The following is an 18,163-nucleotide window of genomic DNA, read 5'->3' as shown; positions in this document are numbered from 1 at the left end:
AGTTAGAATATTGATCGACTACGGTTTTAATCTTTATTTTAATTGGCTGGCCTACCCTAGGGAGAATTGATAGCCGAATCATGCAACTAGAACTTTTCGATTCTAATAATTTAGAAGAAATTAATCAGGGAACCCCGCGATTAGTTTCTTTTCGAGATTTAGTGCCAGAAATCACCAGCACCAGTTATCTAACCCACAGCATCTATTATTATCCTGCCAAATTTATTCCCCAAGTGGTGAGATTTTGCCTTGATAATTACAGTAAAAAGGATGATTGGATTATCGATCCTTTTGCGGGTTCAGGTACGGTGGGTTTAGAGGCTAAACTTTGTCAAAGAAATGCAGTTTTAACTGACCTGAATTATCTTTTAAACCATATTATCCCGATTAAGATCACAGAACACCAAGAACCATTGAGTTACTCAGAGTTAGATAAAAAAATCTTAGAAGTTTTTGCCAGCAAGGATAAATTTATCCCTCAGTGGTCAAATTTAAACTATTGGTATCCAGAGGATATTTTAGTAGTTTTACAGAAACTTTGGGCAGGTCAAAAAAATCTAGAAACTGATTTGTATTCCCAGATCATTCAAGCGGTTTTAGTGAAAGTTAGTAAACAGTTTTCCTATGCAGAACATACGAAACCAAAATTATTTCAATCGAAATACAAAAAATCAGATATACAAGAACTATTACAAAGAGATTGGCAAGAGGAATTAAAACGAACGATTAAAGAGATGAGTTTTGAAACTTTAACTAGCGTCAATCAATATATTACCGTAACTTGGCGCAATTATAATCAGGTGCTTTTTTATGGAGGAGTAGATAGTGCCACTTTTGAGATCGAGCAAAATCTAGAGTTAGATTGTTTAATTAGTTCCCCCCCCTATCTGCAAGCACAGGAATATATCAGAACAGCAAAACTAGATTTATATTGGTTAGGATATACAGAAAAAGAAGTGCAAAAAATCTCTAAGCTAGAAATTCCCTACCGACAGGCTACCAGATTAATCGAAACTGAAACCTTAAATCGAGTGAGATCAAGTTTAGAGAAAGAGAATTTACATAAAATACTCGATTCCTATTTTTGTCACACCATCAACGCTTTAGAAAATGCCACCAGAAAATTAAAACAAGCTGGGAAAGCTTGCATTTTTGTGGGTAATCCGAAAGTGGATGGAGTGGAAGTAGAAACTTGGCGAATATTAGGGGAATATTTTCAGGAAAATGGCTTTATTTTTAATACCGTCTTTGAGGATAGAATTAAAACCAGACAGTTATTCAAATCTCGCAAGAATAAAAATCCTGATGGCATGAAATCCGAATATTTACTAATCTTAGAGAAAAGGTAGGTCTAGTTTATAGCGTTTCCCATTCACAAAAGGTACATTCTCGATCTTGAAAAGCTTAATCAGCAAAACTTTAAGTGTGCCGTACAGGTACGAGAACCCCTATATTATGTGTAAAAAACTATGTATCTAAGCACAATTAATTACACATCTAAGCCACTACTCCGTCAGACTTCTGTGGTGGTGAGCAAACAGAGAACTGAAAACTCAAATCCGATCCCTAATAGCTTTATCCCGTCTCCCGTCTCCTGTCTCGACTAGGAAATTAATTTTGCACGACTACTTATGTAAACAACAGGCTTCGATCGTTGAGATAGCGATCGCCCTTGAGGTTCGGCGATTGCAGCTTGGGTAAACATTTAGGGACTTGCGCTTTGATAATAGAGTTCTTGCATAATTAATTCTTGAGAGTTCAAAAATGACAAAAATAGACATAAAACTGCATAAAATGCCTAAATGAAGCATTTAATCGATTAATGCTTATTCTTAATTCTCCCGACCACCGACTCCTAAACCCACCAACAAACTTTTTGCCGCAAACCCTAGCTTAACACCATAGTTCGGAAACCCGTACCGATCGAGCAGTTGTCAGGGGGCCTCGTATTTCGGTAAATTAGCACTCGGAAGGTAAGAGTGCTAATCTGGAAAAGACACTTACCCAAATACAAAAGAAACGGAGGATATTCCATGGCTGCAGTCAGCATCAACGTAACTACTGTTAAACCCCTAGGCGATCGAGTTTTCGTCAAAGTTAGTCCCAGCGAAGAAAAAACCGCCGGTGGTATTTTCCTTCCCGACGCCGCTAAAGAAAAACCCCAAATCGGGGAAGTCGTGGCCGTCGGCCCCGGCAAACGCAACGATGACGGTAGCCGTACCCCTGTAGAAGTAGGTGTGGGTGACAAAGTTCTCTACTCCAAATATGCCGGAACCGATATCAAACTTGGTGGCGAAGAATTCGTTCTCCTCTCCGAAAAAGACATTCTCGCCGCCGTTTCCTAATCATTTACCCTTGAAAACCCCTATTTTGCACGAATAACGATACATTATGGCTAAATCTATTATCTACAACGAAGATGCTCGTCGCGCCTTAGAAAAAGGCATGGATCATCTGGCCGAAGCGGTAGCCGTCACCCTTGGTCCCAAAGGTCGTAACGTCGTCCTCGAAAAGAAATTTGGCGCACCCCAAATCGTCAATGATGGCATCACCATCGCTAAAGAAATCGAACTGGAAGACCATATCGAGAACACCGGTGTGGCTTTAATTCGCCAAGCCGCCTCAAAAACCAACGATGTAGCGGGTGATGGTACTACTACCGCCACCGTTCTCGCTCACGCTATCGTTAAAGAAGGTTTACGCAACGTCGCCGCCGGTGCTAACCCGATTTCTCTGAAAAAAGGGATCGATAAAGCTGCCGATTTCCTCGTCAGTCAAATCGCCAAACACGCGAAACCCGTAGAAGATTCCAAAGCGATCGCACAAGTGGGCGCTATCTCTGCCGGTAACGATGATGAAGTCGGTCAAATGATCGCCTCGGCCATGGATAAAGTCGGCAAAGAAGGCGTAATTTCCCTAGAAGAAGGGAAATCGATGACCACCGAACTAGAAATCACCGAAGGGATGCGTTTTGACAAAGGTTATATCTCTCCCTACTTTGTCACCGACACCGAGCGCATGGAATGCGTTTTTGAGGATCCCGCTATTCTGATTACCGACAAAAAAATCGGTTTAGTACAGGATTTGGTTCCTATTCTCGAACAAGTGGCCCGTCAAGGCAAACCCCTAGTAATTATCGCCGAAGACATCGAAAAAGAAGCTTTGGCAACCCTAGTGGTTAACCGTCTGCGCGGTGTTCTTAACGTCACTGCGGTGAAAGCTCCTGGATTTGGCGATCGCAGAAAAGCGATGTTAGAAGATATCGCCGTCTTAACCGGTGGTCAAGTAATCAGCGAAGATGCGGGTTTAAAACTGGAAACCACCAAAATTGACAGCTTAGGTACGGCCCGTCGTATCACCATGAACAAAGATACCACCACCATCGTCGCCGAAGGCAACGACGTGGCAGTGAAAACCCGTTGTGAGCAAATTCGCCGTCAAATCGAGGAAACTGATTCTTCCTACGATAAAGAAAAACTGCAAGAACGTCTGGCTAAATTAGCCGGGGGTGTGGCAGTGATTAAAGTCGGTGCCGCTACGGAAACGGAAATGAAAGACCGCAAATTGCGCCTAGAAGACGCAATTAACGCCACTAAAGCAGCCGTAGAAGAAGGTATCGTCCCCGGGGGTGGTACTACTTTAGCTCACTTGGCTCCCCAATTGGAAACCTGGGCCAAAGAAACCCTCCAGCATGAAGAATTAACCGGTGCTTTAATCGTTTCTCGCGCCATTGCTGCCCCCTTAAAACGGATCGCTGAAAATGCCGGCCAAAACGGTGCAGTTATTGCCGAACGGGTGAAAGAGAAGCCCTTTAATGTCGGTTATAATGCCGCTACCGGTGAGTTCTCCGATATGTTTGAGGCGGGTATCGTTGACCCCGCGAAAGTGACTCGTTCTGCCCTACAAAATGCCGCTTCTATCGCCGGTATGGTTTTAACTACCGAGTGTATTGTTGTGGATAAACCGGAAAAAGAAAAATCCGCTCCTCCCGCCGGCGGTGGTGACTTCGACTATTAATAATTAGGGTTTGCTGAAAAAGTACGGGCGAAGCATTCGGGCAATAACCTATCGGTGAAACCGTAGATTTTTTATCCGAATGCTTCGCCCCTACAGGACGCGGGCCGATGAAGACGCAAGGTTTTGAAGCACGATTCTCTCAAAATCTTGCACCTGTTTCGCGAGAAAAGCCACAAAACCCTTACCTTGCCTACATTTCACCTTTATTCAGCAAGCCCTAATTAGTCTGTTTTTTCTCGACTCGATCGCTTAATTGCGATCGAGTTTTTTTTGATAAAAAAACATCACTTCGGGTTAATACGGAGTGAAACCCAACCACCGAGGATCTATTACCCTTTCCCTAAAGGAATCGCACTTGGCACGACCAGAAACTGCCCGATGTTGCTTACCACTTTCTAGCCATTTTGTCAACACCCTATAGGATTAAATATCATACCAGACGATAAATGATAACTATAAATAATCAATGGTCGTACAGAAGAGACGGCTGCCATATAATTAAGGCAATCTTTCTGAACTTTTTTAGAGATCATGAAAACCTTACCTATGTCTTTGGTGTTAGCGGGAATTAGTAGTTCACTTGTACTAATGGGGGGGGGGTAAACCCTGTCCGCGCGGCGGTTCTGATCGGGAATCTCCCACAAACGAATGATAATAATCAGACTCGGATTGACACCGGCATCTTAAAAGCGCTCGCCTTCACCCTGCCTGCGGGTAACAATTACAGCCTCGACAACGCCATCCTGCGACTCCAGAACTACGAGAGTGGAGAGGCTCCCCTCGTCCAGATCCGCAATGATGTCGGGGGTAGCGATCCGGGCAGTACCGTCCTCGCCACTTTCACCAATCCCACCCCTCAAGGATTGGGAACCTTTAACTACACCTTCACTCCCACTGGCCCCCTCACGTTTACCGCCGGTACTAAATACTGGTTATACGTTACCAGCACCAGTGGAAGTTTCAGCTGGCGCGCTTCTAATCCGGGTATAACCCCGACGGGCATCGCGACGCTATCGGGAAACCGGTTTAGTGAGAACAGTGGAGGGAGTTTCAGTAACAGTTCCGTTCTCAACAGTTTCCAGATCAACGCAACCGAGATAACCGGCCCAGTGGCCAGCACGCCCGAACCTAGTGCGATCGCGGCGTTGTCCCTGTTCGGATTGGGTTTACTGGGGGTTAAAGGTCGTCGGAACGAAGGATAGTAGGTTGATTCATGAATCAACCTACCCTAACCCCCCCGATGTCGGGGGGGGCAGGGGGGAAGCTTTTAAGCTGTAGGTTAGGTTGAACAGAGTGAAACCCAACCACCGAGGATTTATGTCGGGTTTCGTTGCCTCAACCCGACCTACGAATTTACTATACAAACGGGGAAACTTTTAAGGATTAGGGATCGATCGCACCAGTAAAGTCAGAATACTGGTTAATACTGCCACTACCACGGGAATAATCAACGATTTTGCTCCCTTAAGGTCCGATACATCCTGAATTAAAGCGTCCTGTGTTCCCTCTACTTTTTCCAATCGCCTATCAATACTTTTGAGTTCGGTTTTCACCTCGGCCATATCTACTTTTAGATCGGTGAAATCTTTCTGTAAAGAGTCTAATTTTTCCGTGATATTTGTCAGGATAATTTCTAGGGAATTGGTGACGGGGGATTGACTCATCTGAATTTCGGGGAATATTCGATCGCCTAGTGGTATTGTAGGCTGATAATCGTTATTGGTAATTCTGCGATCTTTCGGGAGTGACGGAATTACAGCGATCGCATTGATCAAATATCTTCTTCAGAAAGTCCCGCTTGTTTCAAAAAATGCTTGAGTAATCCGATTTTTAAATCCTGATTTCCGTGAATCGGCACAGAGATACGGGTGGGATTATCTGGCTGACAGTAAATGTGATGGCTACCTTGAATTCTCAATAATTCCCATCCGTGACGCTCTAAAATTTTGGCGAACTTTTTCCCAGAAATCGATTTCATATCGCTATCTCTAGAATCCGAGTTTTCGGATCGGTCGGCAAGGATTCCACATCTATGGATAGACAACCTTCGATCGCCTCGTGTAAATTCTCTAGTAGTTCCTCGAAAGTTTCTGCTTGGGTGGCACAGCCGGGGAGCGCCGGGACTTCCCCCCAGAAGCCACCTTCCTCCGCCTCGTGAACGATAACTTTCATTTTCATTGCTTATCTCCTAGATCGATCAATGGGAGGGATGGATAGATAATTATTACCACTCCTAAAATCTAACATTTCTACGGGGTTGTGTAAATAATCAGTCTTCAATAACTGGATTTAGTCTAAATATTGTAGGCTGTTTTTGTAGGTGATGCAATCCTTACCAACTGACGACATTCTGTTTTAATGGCTTGTTGTAGTTCTTGTGCCTCTGAATCGCTTAAAATGCCTGAAAACTTTGCCAGAGGATGATTGTTGCCTGTTGCCTGAACTCGATGTAAAAAATCTAACACGGTTTCTATTAGATCATCAGGTGCTTGTTCGAGTTCTTGAATTAATTGTTGACGATGGTTCATAGACAGTCTTAACGAGTAATACAGTAAATGTGATGGCTACCTTGAATTTTCAATGAGGTTCTCAAATTTTGGCAAACCTTTTCCCAGAAATTGATTTTAATTGACTCATCTGAATTTTGGGGAACATTCGATCGCCTAGTACTATTGTAGGCTGATAATCGTTGCCGTTTCCTCTCTCTTATAACAAAGAAAAACCCACTGCCCCCAGCGTTGGTGGATATTTCGACTAATAATCAATAGATCAAAGCAAAAGTAACTGAATTTCCTGAGAAAGTGGCTAATACTAAATCGGGCTATTAAAAACTGATTATTTATTCTCCCTATTGCTTTTTGCCTCTTGCCTTTTGCCTAAAACCCATAACTTTTGTACCTCACTAGACTGAAAAACGCTATAGTATAAGCTCTTGTGCAAAAACAAAAGAGTTGAGTGTTTCCGCTCAACTCCTTGGTTATCTATGCTTGATTCTTTGACACTCCCATCGGTAAAACCGAGGGATTCTTGGGCTGAATCTTGCCTCTACTAGCAATGCTAATTTTGGTCTTACATTTTCATGTCTAGTCCGACTACACCTATAAGGCAAGCACTCTTGTGGACTACTCCCCAAGCTTAAATTCGGGTATGCCCTACCCTATTTGATTATTTTTATCTCCCACCTATGCCATATTTTTTGTTAGAGGGCAGTGAGGTATTGGGTCAACCTTTTTGAGTTGGTGACACTAGCCTTTTTACAACGGTCAGTTCGCGTGCCACGACTACACATCTGACTTTCCGCTTGCTTTCACTTTAGCACAAATTATCTTAAAACAGCAGAGTTTTAGTTGTGCTTCGCTGTTTCTATACTGGTCGGGGTTTCATCCCGTCGGTAAAACCGAGGGTCTTCACCCCGACATTTAAGATAAAGTGTTATTGTGACTGCCAAAAACCTGCGCTTTTAGTGCATCAATTTCGGCTAATAACTCGCGACGATTTTCATCTTTGAGCAGATAGCGCCAGACAAACCAACCAGTGTAAACGATCCCAACTAATTGTAGGATAGGAGCAAGGAGGGGAATATCATCGATCGCATCTAAAACCGCTAGGGTAACTTTCACGGTGACAAAACTCGCTAAAATTGCCCCCAGAACGATTAAAGGTTTTTTGTATCCAGAGAAGAAACTACCGATATAATCGGGGACATTAGCCAGATAGGACATTACCGAATCCCACACTGGTTCTACATATTCAGACCAAATCTGTTCGGTGCTGCTGCTGCTGGGTTTGCTCAGAGACCCGGGTAAATCTGTTCTAATCGGATTTTGTGTTTCGGTGGGTTGCATTGATTCCATATTAACTGATCCTCATCATAAAGGTTAGACAGTGCGCGAATACGACCAACGGGGGTCAATTTTAACAGACTGAATAGACTAACTCGCTGTTGCCCATATTATCGGATAATTGCGATAGTAGGCGGAAAGTTTCTCAACAACTATTAAGAATCAAGGATTTAGCTTCTCAATTTTATCGTCAGTCTGACCGCAATTCTCTATTCTAACAGCAGGTAGCGATCGGAGTTGAGGAATCGGGGGGATGTCAGTTATCAGTGAACAGTAATCAGTTATCAGTGAGGAAATAGGTAGTAAAAAGCCGGTGGGTTACGGCGAATACTCAATTTTTAGTGAGATTATAACTTATTTTTCGCCTAACCCACCCTACAGATGATTACCTATTCCTGGATAAGTTGCATGGGTGCGGTGCGAGGATCGATGATTTTCTGACCTAAACCCGAAAATTTGACCGCTAGACTCATTTTTTTGCCCGTACCGAGGATATGGGTCACTTCTCCTTCTCCAAAAGTAGAGTGTAACACTCGATCGCCTACCTGCCATTTTCTTTGATCAGAGACAGTTTTTTCCATAGGAACCACTTTTGGGGTCTTTTTCGGTTTCAGGTTGCTTGTGAGCAATTCTGGGGGCAATTCCTGCAAAAATTGGGAAGCTACCTTCATCTCTTTATTCCCCCAGACGTATCTTTCTTTTGCGTAGGTTAAAAATAATTGTTCCTTGGCCCGAGTCACCCCCACATAACACAAACGGCGTTCTTCCTCAAGGGCAATGGGATCGTTTAAACTACGATTATGGGGAAAAATGCCCTGTTCTAAACCGACTAAAAAGACGACAGGAAACTCTAAACCTTTGGCCGAATGAAGGGTCATTAACGAGACTTTTTCTTGACCTTCCTGAAGATTATCTAAATCCGAGGCTAAACTAGCACTAGCGAGAAATTCCTGGAGATTGGTTTCTTCGTTTTCCTCTTGGAATTGTACCACAGCGCTATACAATTCTTGAATATTCTCGATCCGGGTATCAGCTTCCTCGGTTCCCTGCTGTTTTAATTCATCAATATATCCCGAATCTTCCATGATTTTATCTAGGATTTCACTAGCAGATAAATCGGTGATTTTTTCTTGCAGGTTTTGGATAATTTTAGCTAATTTATTGATGCTTTTAGTCCCACGACCGGCGAGAGTATTAACGGAAGTTTCATCGCTGATAATTTCCCATAAAGGTACTCCTAATTCTTGGGCAGCTTTGAGCAAATTATCGATTGTGGTTTTACCGATACCGCGTCGGGGAGTGTTAATAATTCTCAGTAAACTAACGGTATCAGCAGGATTGGCAATCACTCGTAAATAAGCGATCGCATCTTTAATCTCCTGTCGATCATAAAATTTAAATCCCCCGACAATATTATAGGGAATATTATTGCGAATTAACCCATCTTCAAAGGGACGAGATTGGGCATTAATTCGGTAGAGAATGGCAAAACTACCCCAATTTAATTCGGGATTTTCTTGGGTAAATTCTCGAATTTTATCGATAACAAAAGCCGCTTCTTCCTGTTCATCCCTGGCTTTAAAAACATAGATAATCTCGCCCCCTTCTCTAGTGGGAACAAGGACTTTATCGATTCTTTGACTATTCTTTTCAATTAATTTATTAGCCGCTTGTAGAATATTCTCCCGTGAACGATAGTTTTCCTGTAATTTCACCATCGTGCGAGTATCATCATCGGGTAAACCATCGCCAAAGTCCGCTTGAAAATTGAGCAGAATAGTAAAATCCGCCATCCGAAAACTATAGATAGATTGGTCGGCATCACCCACCACAAAAATTGATCGATCCGTCCAATTCCACTCACTTTTTTTCGTTTCACCATTGGTGGACAAAAGCCTAATTAACTCGTACTGAATCCGGTTAGTATCCTGGTATTCATCGACTAAAATATGCTTAAATTGCGTGTGCCAATAACCGAGAATAGATTCATTTTGCTGAAAAAGACGAACTGGAACCAGTATCAAATCATCAAAATCTAGGGCGTTATTTTGTGCCAATTGCATCTGATAAGCCTGATAAACCTCAGAAATGACCTTTCCCCGAAAATGAGGGTTTTCTCTGGCGTAATCTGTGGGTGTTAAACCTAAATTTTTGGCATTACTAATCGCATAACGTAGATTGCGAGCGTCAAATTTTTTATCGTCTAAATTCATTTGTTTAGTGACGATATTTTTTACCAAACTTTGGGCATCAGATTCGTCCATAATTGAGAAATTCCTTTGCCAACTATGACCATATTCATCCTGATATTTATTAATGTCATAGCGCAAAATTCGACCGCAAAGACTGTGAAAAGTTCCAATCCAGAGTTTTTTAGTATAATTCCGATAAACTTGAGAAAAGAGTTTTTTCTGTTCGTATTCTTCCAAAAGTTCTAATCTTTGACCGTATTTTTCCTGTGCTTTTTGTTGAGCAAAAGTTTTTTCAATTCTCGTTTTCATTTCCCGGGCCGCCTTATTGGTAAAAGTGACCGCGAGAATATTTTCCGGATCGACCCCGTGATGACGGATCAAATGGGCGATACGATAGGTTAAAGTGCTAGTTTTTCCCGATCCTGCTCCAGCAACCACCAACAAGGGGCCGCAAAAATGCTCCACAGCAATGCGCTGAGAAGGATTGAGTTGTTCTAAATAATCGGCTGTGACTGTCATAATCTTGGCATATAGCTCTGCGACCTCTATTACTCAGGCTACATCATCGAGACAGGTATCGCTCATTAGTCAACCCCTTCGAGAGATAAAAATTTTTTGGGCCAGTTTGTTTCAAGTCGTTCAAGATTCTAAGTTGTCCTCTACAATGGAATTAGCGGAGACGAAAGTTTCCGTTCACTCCTCACACCACACTCCGTCCGGACAATGTTCGGGCGGTTTCTTATTGAAAATACTTGATCTCTACAAATTCCCTGTTACACTGTATTATCAAAGATTTCTTGGAATCTTTTTGCGTTCAAATGTACTACCATGTGAGGGACATCACTTGTCTAAACGTTATTTGTTCACCTCCGAATCGGTTACAGAGGGACATCCCGATAAAATTTGTGACCAGATTTCTGATACCATTCTCGATGCTCTGTTATCCCAAGATGACCACAGCCGTGTAGCGGCTGAAGTGGTTGTCAATACAGGGTTAGTCTTGATTACTGGTGAAATCACCTCGAAAGCACAGGTTCATTTCGTCGATTTAGTTCGCAAGAAAATCGCTGAAATTGGCTATATCAACGCCGATAACGGATTTTCCTCGAATAGTTGCACCGTTTTAGTCGCTCTAGACGAACAATCTCCCGATATTTCCCAGGGGGTCACGGCTGCTCAGGAAAATCGCGAACTTCTCAGCAATGATGAACTCGATAAAATTGGTGCGGGAGACCAGGGTATTGTCTTCGGTTTCGCTTGCAATGAAACCCCCGAATTTATGCCCTTACCGATTAGTTTAGCCCACCGCATCGCTCGCCGTCTAGCGGCAGTCAGAAAAACCGGTGAACTGTCCTATCTGCGTCCCGACGGTAAAACGCAAGTATCGGTCATTTATGAAAATGGTCGTCCCGTGGGTATCGATACTATCCTTGTTTCTACCCAACACGATGCTACTATCGGCGATATCACTGATAATGATCTCGTCCAACAAAAGATTAAAAGTGATCTCTGGAAAGCGGTAGTAGAGCCAGTTTTCAGCGATTTAGAGATTAAACCCGATGCCAACACCCGTTATCTGGTTAATCCCACCGGAAAATTCGTCATTGGTGGACCCCAAGGCGACGCGGGATTAACGGGACGGAAAATTATCGTCGATACCTACGGTGGCTATTCTCGTCACGGTGGCGGCGCTTTCTCCGGTAAGGATCCTACCAAAGTCGATCGCTCTGCGGCCTATGCTTGCCGTTATGTGGCCAAAAATATCGTCGCTGCTGGTTTGGCCGATAAGTGCGAGATTCAAGTGGGTTATGCGATTGGGGTAGCTCGTCCGGTGAGTCTCTTCGTGGAAACCTTTGGCACTGGCAAAGTCGCTGATGATGTGATTCTGGACTTAATCAATAAATACTTTGAACTCCGTCCGGCCGGTATTATCCAAACCTTTAACCTGCGCGGTTTACCCAGTGAAAGAGGCGAGCGTTTTTACCAAGATGTGGCCGCTTATGGTCATTTTGGTCGCAATGATCTCGATTTACCCTGGGAAAAGACCGATAAAGCCGCTATCCTCAAAGAAGCTTTGACTTCTGTGGTAGTATAGGGTTAGAAATTAACTGCAATTTTTGATTGAGGAGTAGAGTTTAAGGCTCTATTCCTTTTTTATACTAAATTCGTTGAGTATAGGCTACTTATGAGAAGAGGCAAAAGCGGGAATAAATAATCAGATTTTCTAACCTGAAGATTAATCTTCAGTTTGCTAGGCTAAAATCTGAAAGAATAACCAATTTTTAGCTTTAATTGACTTTGATCATGGCTATTAGTGGCAATATCTCCCTCGATACCGAAATCGATCACACCTTGACGATTAATTTGCTGACGAATTCCCATTCCAGTGCGAATTAAAACTCCACCATTACTATTATCGCTGGTAATTACGCCCAATTCTGCTAGAAAAGTTTGATCGAAGCGTTTCGGATAACCAATCGGTCGCGAATAACCGAGAATTGCAGCGGGTAAAAAAGATCGATCGCCATTATCGGGGTCAGTTTTTATGTTTAAATCGAGATTAAGATGCAAGCGATCGAATTGACCGAGAGTTTTACTGGCAATTCCCCGCAGACGAAAATCTAATCCACTAGCATTATTTCCCGTCGGTAATCCCACATCGGTACGAATAGCAAAAGCAGGAACATTATCGTATTCGCGATTGAAATTATAGAAAAAACCTACGGATAAATTCCCCACATCAAAATCCGTGTCATCACTATTAACTCGTCCTCCCACTTGTGGATCAATACCGATAATAATATGACCATTACGAATAATACCATTGAGGTATTCAAGATCAAATTCACCACCGACATTGCTGTTTTCAGGAAAGACTAACCCAGTACCAAATTCTATCGATTGTTCCCCAAAACCCATACTTTCAGCATCATCAAAAGAAAGGGGACGACCAGAATCCAGATTATTATGATCGTTGGCAAAAACTGGATTAGTAAAACTGGCAACTAAACCCACGGCAATCAATAAAAATCTTCTCATTTTGTCGGTTCCTCTTGAGCATTGCTGTGGTCAGGTTTTTTCTCCGTATTAGGAGGGTTTTCTGGGGAGTGATTTTCGTGGTTATGGTGTTGGTGATCTCCTCCCTCATCTACTTGAGAATCATCAGGTTTTTTCTCAGAATTATCAGGATTTTCGTGATTATGACCTTCGTGAGAAATATCTGCTGGCATTAATCCCATACCCGGAATTCCTGACTCAAAACGATGATCATGTAGTCCTTCACCACCATAATTTTTTCCTGCTTCCATTTCCCGATGATTAGCAGCCATTACTAACCAAATAGCGCGGGTAATTTGTTCGTCTTTTTGTTGGGGAGTTAGCCAATCTGATGCCAGAATATCATTAACCATATCGTGTAACATATGCAGGTTATCGAAGGTGTTAGATATTGCGGGAAAACGTCGGGCAAACTTGGGACTAAGTTCGGCAAACATGGGCATAAAAGCTCGATCAGTGCGATACAATTCCTGACTATGGTATTGTTTACCCACCTGTTTATAAGCCTGTTTTTGTTCCTCTAAAGTTTTCTCATAAAGCAAGTCATACATGGTTCCTTGTAGCCAATGGTAGCCCCAAAATAAGCCATTAACTTTCGGATATTTCTGGCGAAAAGCTTTAGAATAGGGTTGGGAATCCAGATAACCCATATTCATCGGTAATCCAGTAATAGCATAGGGAACTTTTGTCAAGTAAAATTGATATAATTTTTCAATTTCTGCTTCTTTTTCCTCGTTGGTTAATTTGCTGCTGGCTAAAACATCAACGGTTTGAGCATGGAAAATATGCGCCCACTCGAAAACCTGTTCTAAAACACCGTATTTTCTGCCAAAAGTTGGGGAAATATTACCCTCGTCGGGCATAAATTTAGGCGGATTTTTTAAAACCCAATTAATTTTTTGGTATGTCTTAGTTTCTAAATCTTTCGCTTTTCCCGTTACGATATCTTCGTAAGCAAAGGCATGACCAACAGCGATCGCATTTAAGTCTAAAGCTAAATCTCTGACATTATAAATTGCATTATTATAAACCCCTCTTTGGGGATAAATATGATTACGTTGCTTGTTATACATCCAAGCTGGTATATTGTCAGAAATTGCTTGTAAATTCTGAGTTTGAGGTGAATCAAGATGTAAATGTTGAGCAATGACAGGAGTAGAAATCAGTGCTACAGTTACCAATAAAATTAACTTTTTCATGATAGTTAAACCTTGAGATTAGGGCAAATAAATTGATCGTCTTTTGCTGGTGTATCCGTCCATCCTTGCAGGGTTTCGGTTAATTGTTGACGCAATAAAAGCAATTGTTCCACTTGTTTATCGATCTCAGCAATATGTTTAATTAATTTTTCCTGAATATCTCCACAGGGTAACTCGCCCTGGTCATGAATTACTAAACATTCGCGGATCTCTTGCAGACTTAAACCCAAGGATTGCAATCTCTTGACAAATAGCAAGCGATGGACAGTATCGGAAGTAAATAGGCGAAATTGTCCCTCTGTCCTCTCAGGGGACTGAATTAGTCCTAATTCCTCGTAATAACGGATTGTTTTAACCGAAACACCACTTTCTAGGGAAAGTTGACCGATTTTGAGCATTATTTTTGCTCCTTAATCCTATCGTTTCTCCATGATAAAATCTCCCCTTGACTGGAGAATCAAGGGGGGGGAGAAGAAATATTTTTTTAACTGACTTTACACTCAACTCCAAAACCGACCAAGAGAACTTTTTCCAAGGGTTCCCCCTCCTGGGGACATTGATAGTTAATAATTTTGCGAATTCGCAGGTCTGGATTGATTAAAGTAATTGAATCCACGGAAACACTGCGAGTATAATTGGTGGTCATTAATAACTCTCTGGTGGTGGAATCAAAGCGAAAAGCGGAGATAATTGGTCTTGCTTCTTCGTAGGCGCGATCACGAAGATAATCCCCTTCTAAATAACCATTATTTTCTGCTTTAACCACAAATAAAAGATTAAGATTTTGTCGTACTTCTTCCCCTTTTTCCGAGATGGTATAGAAACCTAAATTAAACCCGGGGATAGTTTCTAAATCAGCAATATCAGCATAGTGATTATCTGTCAGAACTTTCTGTTTAATCTCCCTGGTGAGGGGTTGGATGAGAAATTCAGTGCGGGAACGTTCCACTTCTTGAGCAGCTAGATAATGATAGGTTCTTTCAGTTTGCCAACTACCGACACAATAGGCAAAAAATTGCTGAAAAACTTCGGTATTCATAGATTTAATTCTCCTCTTGTCAGTATCTTAATTTTAAGTTATTTTATCACTAATTTGTTCCCTATTTTCAAAACCATAACAATCTCGAACCAGATAAAGTGGCCTACCCTTTACTTCCTCATAAACCCTGCCAATATATTCGCCAATAATACCAAGGGTGAGTAATTGAATTCCTCCTAAAAATAAGACAGCAACCATCAGAGAAGCGTATCCGGGTACATCGATTCCGAAGATAATAGTTCTGAGGATTAAAAAACTAGCATAAACAAGACTAACAAGTGCAATGATCAATCCTACATAAGTCCAGACTTTCAGAGGTAAAAAACTAAAAGAAGTAATACCATCAATGGCAAAATTCCATAATTTCCAGTAATTCCATTTAGTTTGTCCTTGATACCGGGGTTCTCGATCAAATAAAATTGATGTCTGTTTATATCCCACCCAAGCAAATATTCCTTTCATAAATCTTTGACGTTCGGGCATCTTTTTAATTGATTCTACCACTCGGCGATCAATTAAACGGAAATCTCCAGTATTAGGAGGAATAGAAACCCGACTTAATTTATTTATGACTTGATAGAAACCTTCTGCGGTGAAACGTTTCAACCAACTTTCGCCAATTCTAACCCGACGGGACGCATAAACCACATCATAACCCTCGTGCCATTTTTCGATCATTTCGGCAATTAATTCTGGCGGATCTTGTAAATCAGCATCAATAGGAATAACTGCCATTCCTTGACTATAATCAATTCCTGCTGACATGGCGGTATCTTTACCAAAATTACGCGATAAATTAACCACTTTAATTTGTGGGTAAAGTTGATGATATTCCACGAGATTTTTGAGAGTATTGTCACGACTACCATCATTAACGCAAATGACCTCATAACTGGTATTTAGTGCCTCTAAAACCGCTAAAAGTCGCCGAAAGAGAGCGTCGATATTTTCTTGTTCGTTATACAGAGGGACAACAACAGATATTCTCACTGGTATTTGATTTGATAGCATATTAATTGACAAAAAACTAGAGAAATTACCTAACAAATGTCAGCAGTCAAAACTTGTTCGTACTTACCTGCTGCTTGCTGCCAAGTATAGTTATATTCGATTAATTTGCGAGCATTTCTAGATAATTTTTCTCGCAACTCTGCCGATTTAAAAAGACTGCTAATCGCCGTACAATATTGCTCAATACTATTAGCCATTAAGGCTGCTAAAGGAACATTATTTACTGCCACTGTTAATCCTTCTAAACCTCGATCGCTGGCTACCACTGGCACCCCAGAAGCCATGAACTCTAGGGTTTTGAAATTCATTCCAAAACCTGTTCTTAGGGGAATAACCACCACAGTTGCCTGATAAAGATAGGTGGTCATTAATGGTACTTGTCTCGTTACAATTACTCCTTTTAACTTAGTTAATTCTTGCACTTCTAGGGATGGATTACCACCGACTAGAGTTAAAGTAGTATCGGGGTAAGTAATTTGTCCTTGGGGACGAATATAAATTTCATTAACACTATGTTCACTGGTAATTACTGAGAATTTTTGACTCTTAACTGCCCTATCTATCCAGTTTTGCATCTCTTGTTGCAGCAATTGAGCTAATCTTTGGAGTTTAGCAATTATTCCAGTTTTGGCATATCGAGGACGGGTAAAAACTACCAATTCACTAACAAATTTACCTAACTTATCTACCTCCTCATCCCTAACATCAGCATTAGACTGAACGATGACAGTAATATCATGATTTTTGCTGAGATACTTGAGTAAATTAAAAGTTCTGCCCTGAGTTCCTCCTTTGCTAGGTGGATAGAGAAAGGTGGAACTAATCATTAAGATATTCATAGCTATTTCTCTAAACGATTTTCTACCATCATGCGGACAATATCGGTCATTTTGTATCGTGCTTGCCAACCTAATTTCTCCTTAGCTTTGCGGGGATTACCGCGACTAATGGCTAAATCTGTTGGTCTTAATAAACTTCGATCGGAAATTACATGATCTTGCCAATTTAAACCAACAGTAGCAAAAGCTGTGGCGACAAAATCCTCCAGTTTTGAACTTTCTCCCGTGGCAATGACGTAATCATCGGGTTGCTCCTGTTGCAGCATTAAATACATCGCTTCAACGTACTCTGGCGCCCAACCCCAATCCCTTTGAATATCCATATTTCCTAAGTGTAAAGTCTCGGTACTTCCCCAAGCAATTCTAGCCACGGCAGCGATAATTTTTTGGGTAACAAAGCGCTCGGGACGCAGGGGAGATTCATGATTAAAAAGTATGCCTGAACAGGCAAAAATTCCGTAGGCTTCTCGATAATTAGCCACTTCCCAAAAAGCCGCCGATTTGGCCACAGCGTAGGGACTGCGAGGACGAAAAGGGGTATTTTCGTCGGCAGAATTATCGCCGATATCCCCGAAACATTCACTCGATCCGGCATTATATAATTTAATTTTTGCTCTGGTAAATCGAATTGCTTCTAAGAGATTTAAGGTTCCAGTGGCAATACTTTCTAAGGTTTCCACTGGCTGCTCAAAAGATAAACCCACAGAACTTTGTCCAGCCAAATTATAGACCTCATCCGGCTGAATTTTAATTAACACCTGTAGGACACTGCGAAAGTCATTCAGTGACATTGATTCTAGTTTTACCTGTTCCTTGATTCCCAAACGTTTCAGGTTACTAAAAGAGGACATCTGAGCATCCCGGGAGGTGCCAGAAACCGTATAGCCTGCTTTTAACAGTAATTCGGCTAGGTAGGCTCCATCCTGCCCTGATATACCACAAATTAAGGCTTTTTTACCCATTTATT

General features: G+C 41.8%; 18 protein-coding genes and 1 pseudogene. 6 read left to right on the top strand and 13 right to left on the bottom strand.

The genetic code is table 11. From position 1 onward, the window contains the following. Positions 1-80 precede the first annotated feature (80 nt). The 5 genes and pseudogenes from ACQY1Y_RS03665 to ACQY1Y_RS03645 all read left to right on the top strand — a co-directional run bounded on the left by ACQY1Y_RS03665 (position 81) and on the right by ACQY1Y_RS03645 (position 5,219). On the top strand, positions 81-1,349 hold the full coding sequence (locus tag ACQY1Y_RS03665; RefSeq protein WP_430014002.1) for a DNA methyltransferase: 1,269 nt from the start codon (positions 81-83) through the stop codon (positions 1,347-1,349). 684 nt (positions 1,350-2,033) lie between these two features. Beyond that, positions 2,034-2,345, top strand: a complete 312-nt coding sequence (gene groES / locus ACQY1Y_RS03660; RefSeq protein WP_002737272.1) for a co-chaperone GroES — start codon at positions 2,034-2,036, stop codon at positions 2,343-2,345. Positions 2,346-2,391: 46 nt separating this feature from the next. Further along, on the top strand, positions 2,392-4,017 hold the full coding sequence (groL, locus tag ACQY1Y_RS03655) for a chaperonin GroEL (protein ID WP_430014001.1): 1,626 nt from the start codon (positions 2,392-2,394) through the stop codon (positions 4,015-4,017). A gap of 623 nt (positions 4,018-4,640) precedes the next feature. Continuing rightward, positions 4,641-5,099: pseudogene (locus ACQY1Y_RS03650) on the top strand (choice-of-anchor R domain-containing protein); the annotation flags it as partial. Between the two features lie 27 nt (positions 5,100-5,126). Beyond that, a complete protein-coding gene (locus ACQY1Y_RS03645; RefSeq protein WP_157404800.1) occupies positions 5,127-5,219 on the top strand; it encodes a PEP-CTERM sorting domain-containing protein in 93 nt (30 codons plus the stop codon). A gap of 174 nt (positions 5,220-5,393) precedes the next feature. Here ACQY1Y_RS03645 and ACQY1Y_RS03640 read toward each other — a convergent pair whose 3' ends face one another. The 6 genes from ACQY1Y_RS03640 to pcrA all read right to left on the bottom strand — a co-directional run bounded on the left by ACQY1Y_RS03640 (position 5,394) and on the right by pcrA (position 10,570). Continuing rightward, a complete protein-coding gene (locus tag ACQY1Y_RS03640; protein ID WP_430014000.1) occupies positions 5,394-5,681 on the bottom strand; it encodes a shikimate dehydrogenase in 288 nt (95 codons plus the stop codon). A gap of 107 nt (positions 5,682-5,788) precedes the next feature. Beyond that, entirely contained in the window at positions 5,789-5,995 is a 207-nt protein-coding gene (locus tag ACQY1Y_RS03635; protein ID WP_002737289.1) for a type II toxin-antitoxin system HicA family toxin, read from the bottom strand. Continuing rightward, complete coding sequence (locus tag ACQY1Y_RS03630) at positions 5,992-6,195, bottom strand: type II toxin-antitoxin system HicB family antitoxin (protein ID WP_002737783.1); 204 nt, start codon at positions 6,193-6,195, stop codon at positions 5,992-5,994. Before ACQY1Y_RS03630 ends, ACQY1Y_RS03635 begins: the two co-directional genes overlap by 4 nt. A gap of 116 nt (positions 6,196-6,311) precedes the next feature. Beyond that, a complete protein-coding gene (locus ACQY1Y_RS03625) occupies positions 6,312-6,545 on the bottom strand; it encodes a hypothetical protein (RefSeq protein WP_002737131.1) in 234 nt (77 codons plus the stop codon). 891 nt (positions 6,546-7,436) lie between these two features. Further along, complete coding sequence (locus ACQY1Y_RS03620; RefSeq protein ID WP_024969366.1) at positions 7,437-7,871, bottom strand: CAAD domain-containing protein; 435 nt, start codon at positions 7,869-7,871, stop codon at positions 7,437-7,439. Positions 7,872-8,248: 377 nt separating this feature from the next. Continuing rightward, entirely contained in the window at positions 8,249-10,570 is a 2,322-nt protein-coding gene (gene pcrA / locus ACQY1Y_RS03615) for a DNA helicase PcrA (RefSeq protein WP_430013999.1), read from the bottom strand. 325 nt (positions 10,571-10,895) lie between these two features. Here pcrA and metK point away from each other — a divergent pair, with 325 nt between their 5' ends. Continuing rightward, positions 10,896-12,146, top strand: a complete 1,251-nt coding sequence (gene metK, locus ACQY1Y_RS03610) for a methionine adenosyltransferase (protein WP_002736829.1) — start codon at positions 10,896-10,898, stop codon at positions 12,144-12,146. 161 nt (positions 12,147-12,307) lie between these two features. Here metK and ACQY1Y_RS03605 read toward each other — a convergent pair whose 3' ends face one another. From ACQY1Y_RS03605 to ACQY1Y_RS03575, 7 genes are all read right to left on the bottom strand, one after another. Then, a complete protein-coding gene (locus ACQY1Y_RS03605) occupies positions 12,308-13,090 on the bottom strand; it encodes a hypothetical protein (RefSeq protein ID WP_002738026.1) in 783 nt (260 codons plus the stop codon). Next, complete coding sequence (locus tag ACQY1Y_RS03600; RefSeq protein WP_004160032.1) at positions 13,087-14,307, bottom strand: hypothetical protein; 1,221 nt, start codon at positions 14,305-14,307, stop codon at positions 13,087-13,089. Before ACQY1Y_RS03600 ends, ACQY1Y_RS03605 begins: the two co-directional genes overlap by 4 nt. A gap of 5 nt (positions 14,308-14,312) precedes the next feature. After that, positions 14,313-14,705: a heavy metal-responsive transcriptional regulator gene (locus tag ACQY1Y_RS03595; protein WP_430013998.1), complete on the bottom strand. Its 393-nt coding sequence runs from the start codon at positions 14,703-14,705 to the stop codon at positions 14,313-14,315. 86 nt (positions 14,706-14,791) lie between these two features. After that, positions 14,792-15,346, bottom strand: a complete 555-nt coding sequence (locus tag ACQY1Y_RS03590; protein ID WP_430013997.1) for a phycobiliprotein lyase — start codon at positions 15,344-15,346, stop codon at positions 14,792-14,794. A 33-nt stretch (positions 15,347-15,379) separates the two neighbouring features. After that, the gene (locus ACQY1Y_RS03585) at positions 15,380-16,357 is read right to left on the bottom strand and encodes a glycosyltransferase family 2 protein (RefSeq protein WP_430013996.1); all 978 of its coding nucleotides are present in this window, start codon (positions 16,355-16,357) and stop codon (positions 15,380-15,382) included. 29 nt (positions 16,358-16,386) lie between these two features. After that, positions 16,387-17,196, bottom strand: a complete 810-nt coding sequence (locus tag ACQY1Y_RS03580; protein ID WP_430013995.1) for a glycosyltransferase family 4 protein — start codon at positions 17,194-17,196, stop codon at positions 16,387-16,389. A gap of 2 nt (positions 17,197-17,198) precedes the next feature. Next, entirely contained in the window at positions 17,199-18,158 is a 960-nt protein-coding gene (locus ACQY1Y_RS03575; RefSeq protein WP_430013994.1) for a GDP-mannose 4,6-dehydratase, read from the bottom strand. Positions 18,159-18,163 lie beyond the last annotated feature (5 nt).

The organism is Microcystis ichthyoblabe FBCC-A1114 (genome assembly GCF_050500245.1).
Classification (GTDB): Bacteria; Cyanobacteriota; Cyanobacteriia; order Cyanobacteriales; family Microcystaceae; genus Microcystis; species Microcystis ichthyoblabe_A.
This window is presented reverse-complemented; position numbering and strand designations above follow the sequence as displayed.

What these genes read in the sequence shown, in the direction of transcription:
- ACQY1Y_RS03665 (WP_430014002.1), top strand. Translation starts at nt 81, where the DNA reads ATGCAACTAGAACTTTTCGATTCTAATAATTTAGAAGAAATTAATCAG.
- groES (WP_002737272.1), top strand. Translation starts at nt 2,034, where the DNA reads ATGGCTGCAGTCAGCATCAACGTAACTACTGTTAAACCCCTAGGCGAT.
- groL (WP_430014001.1), top strand. Translation starts at nt 2,392, where the DNA reads ATGGCTAAATCTATTATCTACAACGAAGATGCTCGTCGCGCCTTAGAA.
- ACQY1Y_RS03640 (WP_430014000.1), bottom strand. Translation starts at nt 5,681, where the DNA reads ATGAGTCAATCCCCCGTCACCAATTCCCTAGAAATTATCCTGACAAAT.
- ACQY1Y_RS03635 (WP_002737289.1), bottom strand. Translation starts at nt 5,995, where the DNA reads ATGAAATCGATTTCTGGGAAAAAGTTCGCCAAAATTTTAGAGCGTCAC.
- ACQY1Y_RS03630 (WP_002737783.1), bottom strand. Translation starts at nt 6,195, where the DNA reads ATGAAAATGAAAGTTATCGTTCACGAGGCGGAGGAAGGTGGCTTCTGG.
- ACQY1Y_RS03625 (WP_002737131.1), bottom strand. Translation starts at nt 6,545, where the DNA reads ATGAACCATCGTCAACAATTAATTCAAGAACTCGAACAAGCACCTGAT.
- ACQY1Y_RS03620 (WP_024969366.1), bottom strand. Translation starts at nt 7,871, where the DNA reads ATGGAATCAATGCAACCCACCGAAACACAAAATCCGATTAGAACAGAT.
- pcrA (WP_430013999.1), bottom strand. Translation starts at nt 10,570, where the DNA reads ATGACAGTCACAGCCGATTATTTAGAACAACTCAATCCTTCTCAGCGC.
- ACQY1Y_RS03605 (WP_002738026.1), bottom strand. Translation starts at nt 13,090, where the DNA reads ATGAGAAGATTTTTATTGATTGCCGTGGGTTTAGTTGCCAGTTTTACT.
- ACQY1Y_RS03600 (WP_004160032.1), bottom strand. Translation starts at nt 14,307, where the DNA reads ATGAAAAAGTTAATTTTATTGGTAACTGTAGCACTGATTTCTACTCCT.
- ACQY1Y_RS03595 (WP_430013998.1), bottom strand. Translation starts at nt 14,705, where the DNA reads ATGCTCAAAATCGGTCAACTTTCCCTAGAAAGTGGTGTTTCGGTTAAA.
- ACQY1Y_RS03590 (WP_430013997.1), bottom strand. Translation starts at nt 15,346, where the DNA reads ATGAATACCGAAGTTTTTCAGCAATTTTTTGCCTATTGTGTCGGTAGT.
- ACQY1Y_RS03585 (WP_430013996.1), bottom strand. Translation starts at nt 16,357, where the DNA reads ATGCTATCAAATCAAATACCAGTGAGAATATCTGTTGTTGTCCCTCTG.
- ACQY1Y_RS03580 (WP_430013995.1), bottom strand. Translation starts at nt 17,196, where the DNA reads ATGAATATCTTAATGATTAGTTCCACCTTTCTCTATCCACCTAGCAAA.
- ACQY1Y_RS03575 (WP_430013994.1), bottom strand. Translation starts at nt 18,158, where the DNA reads ATGGGTAAAAAAGCCTTAATTTGTGGTATATCAGGGCAGGATGGAGCC.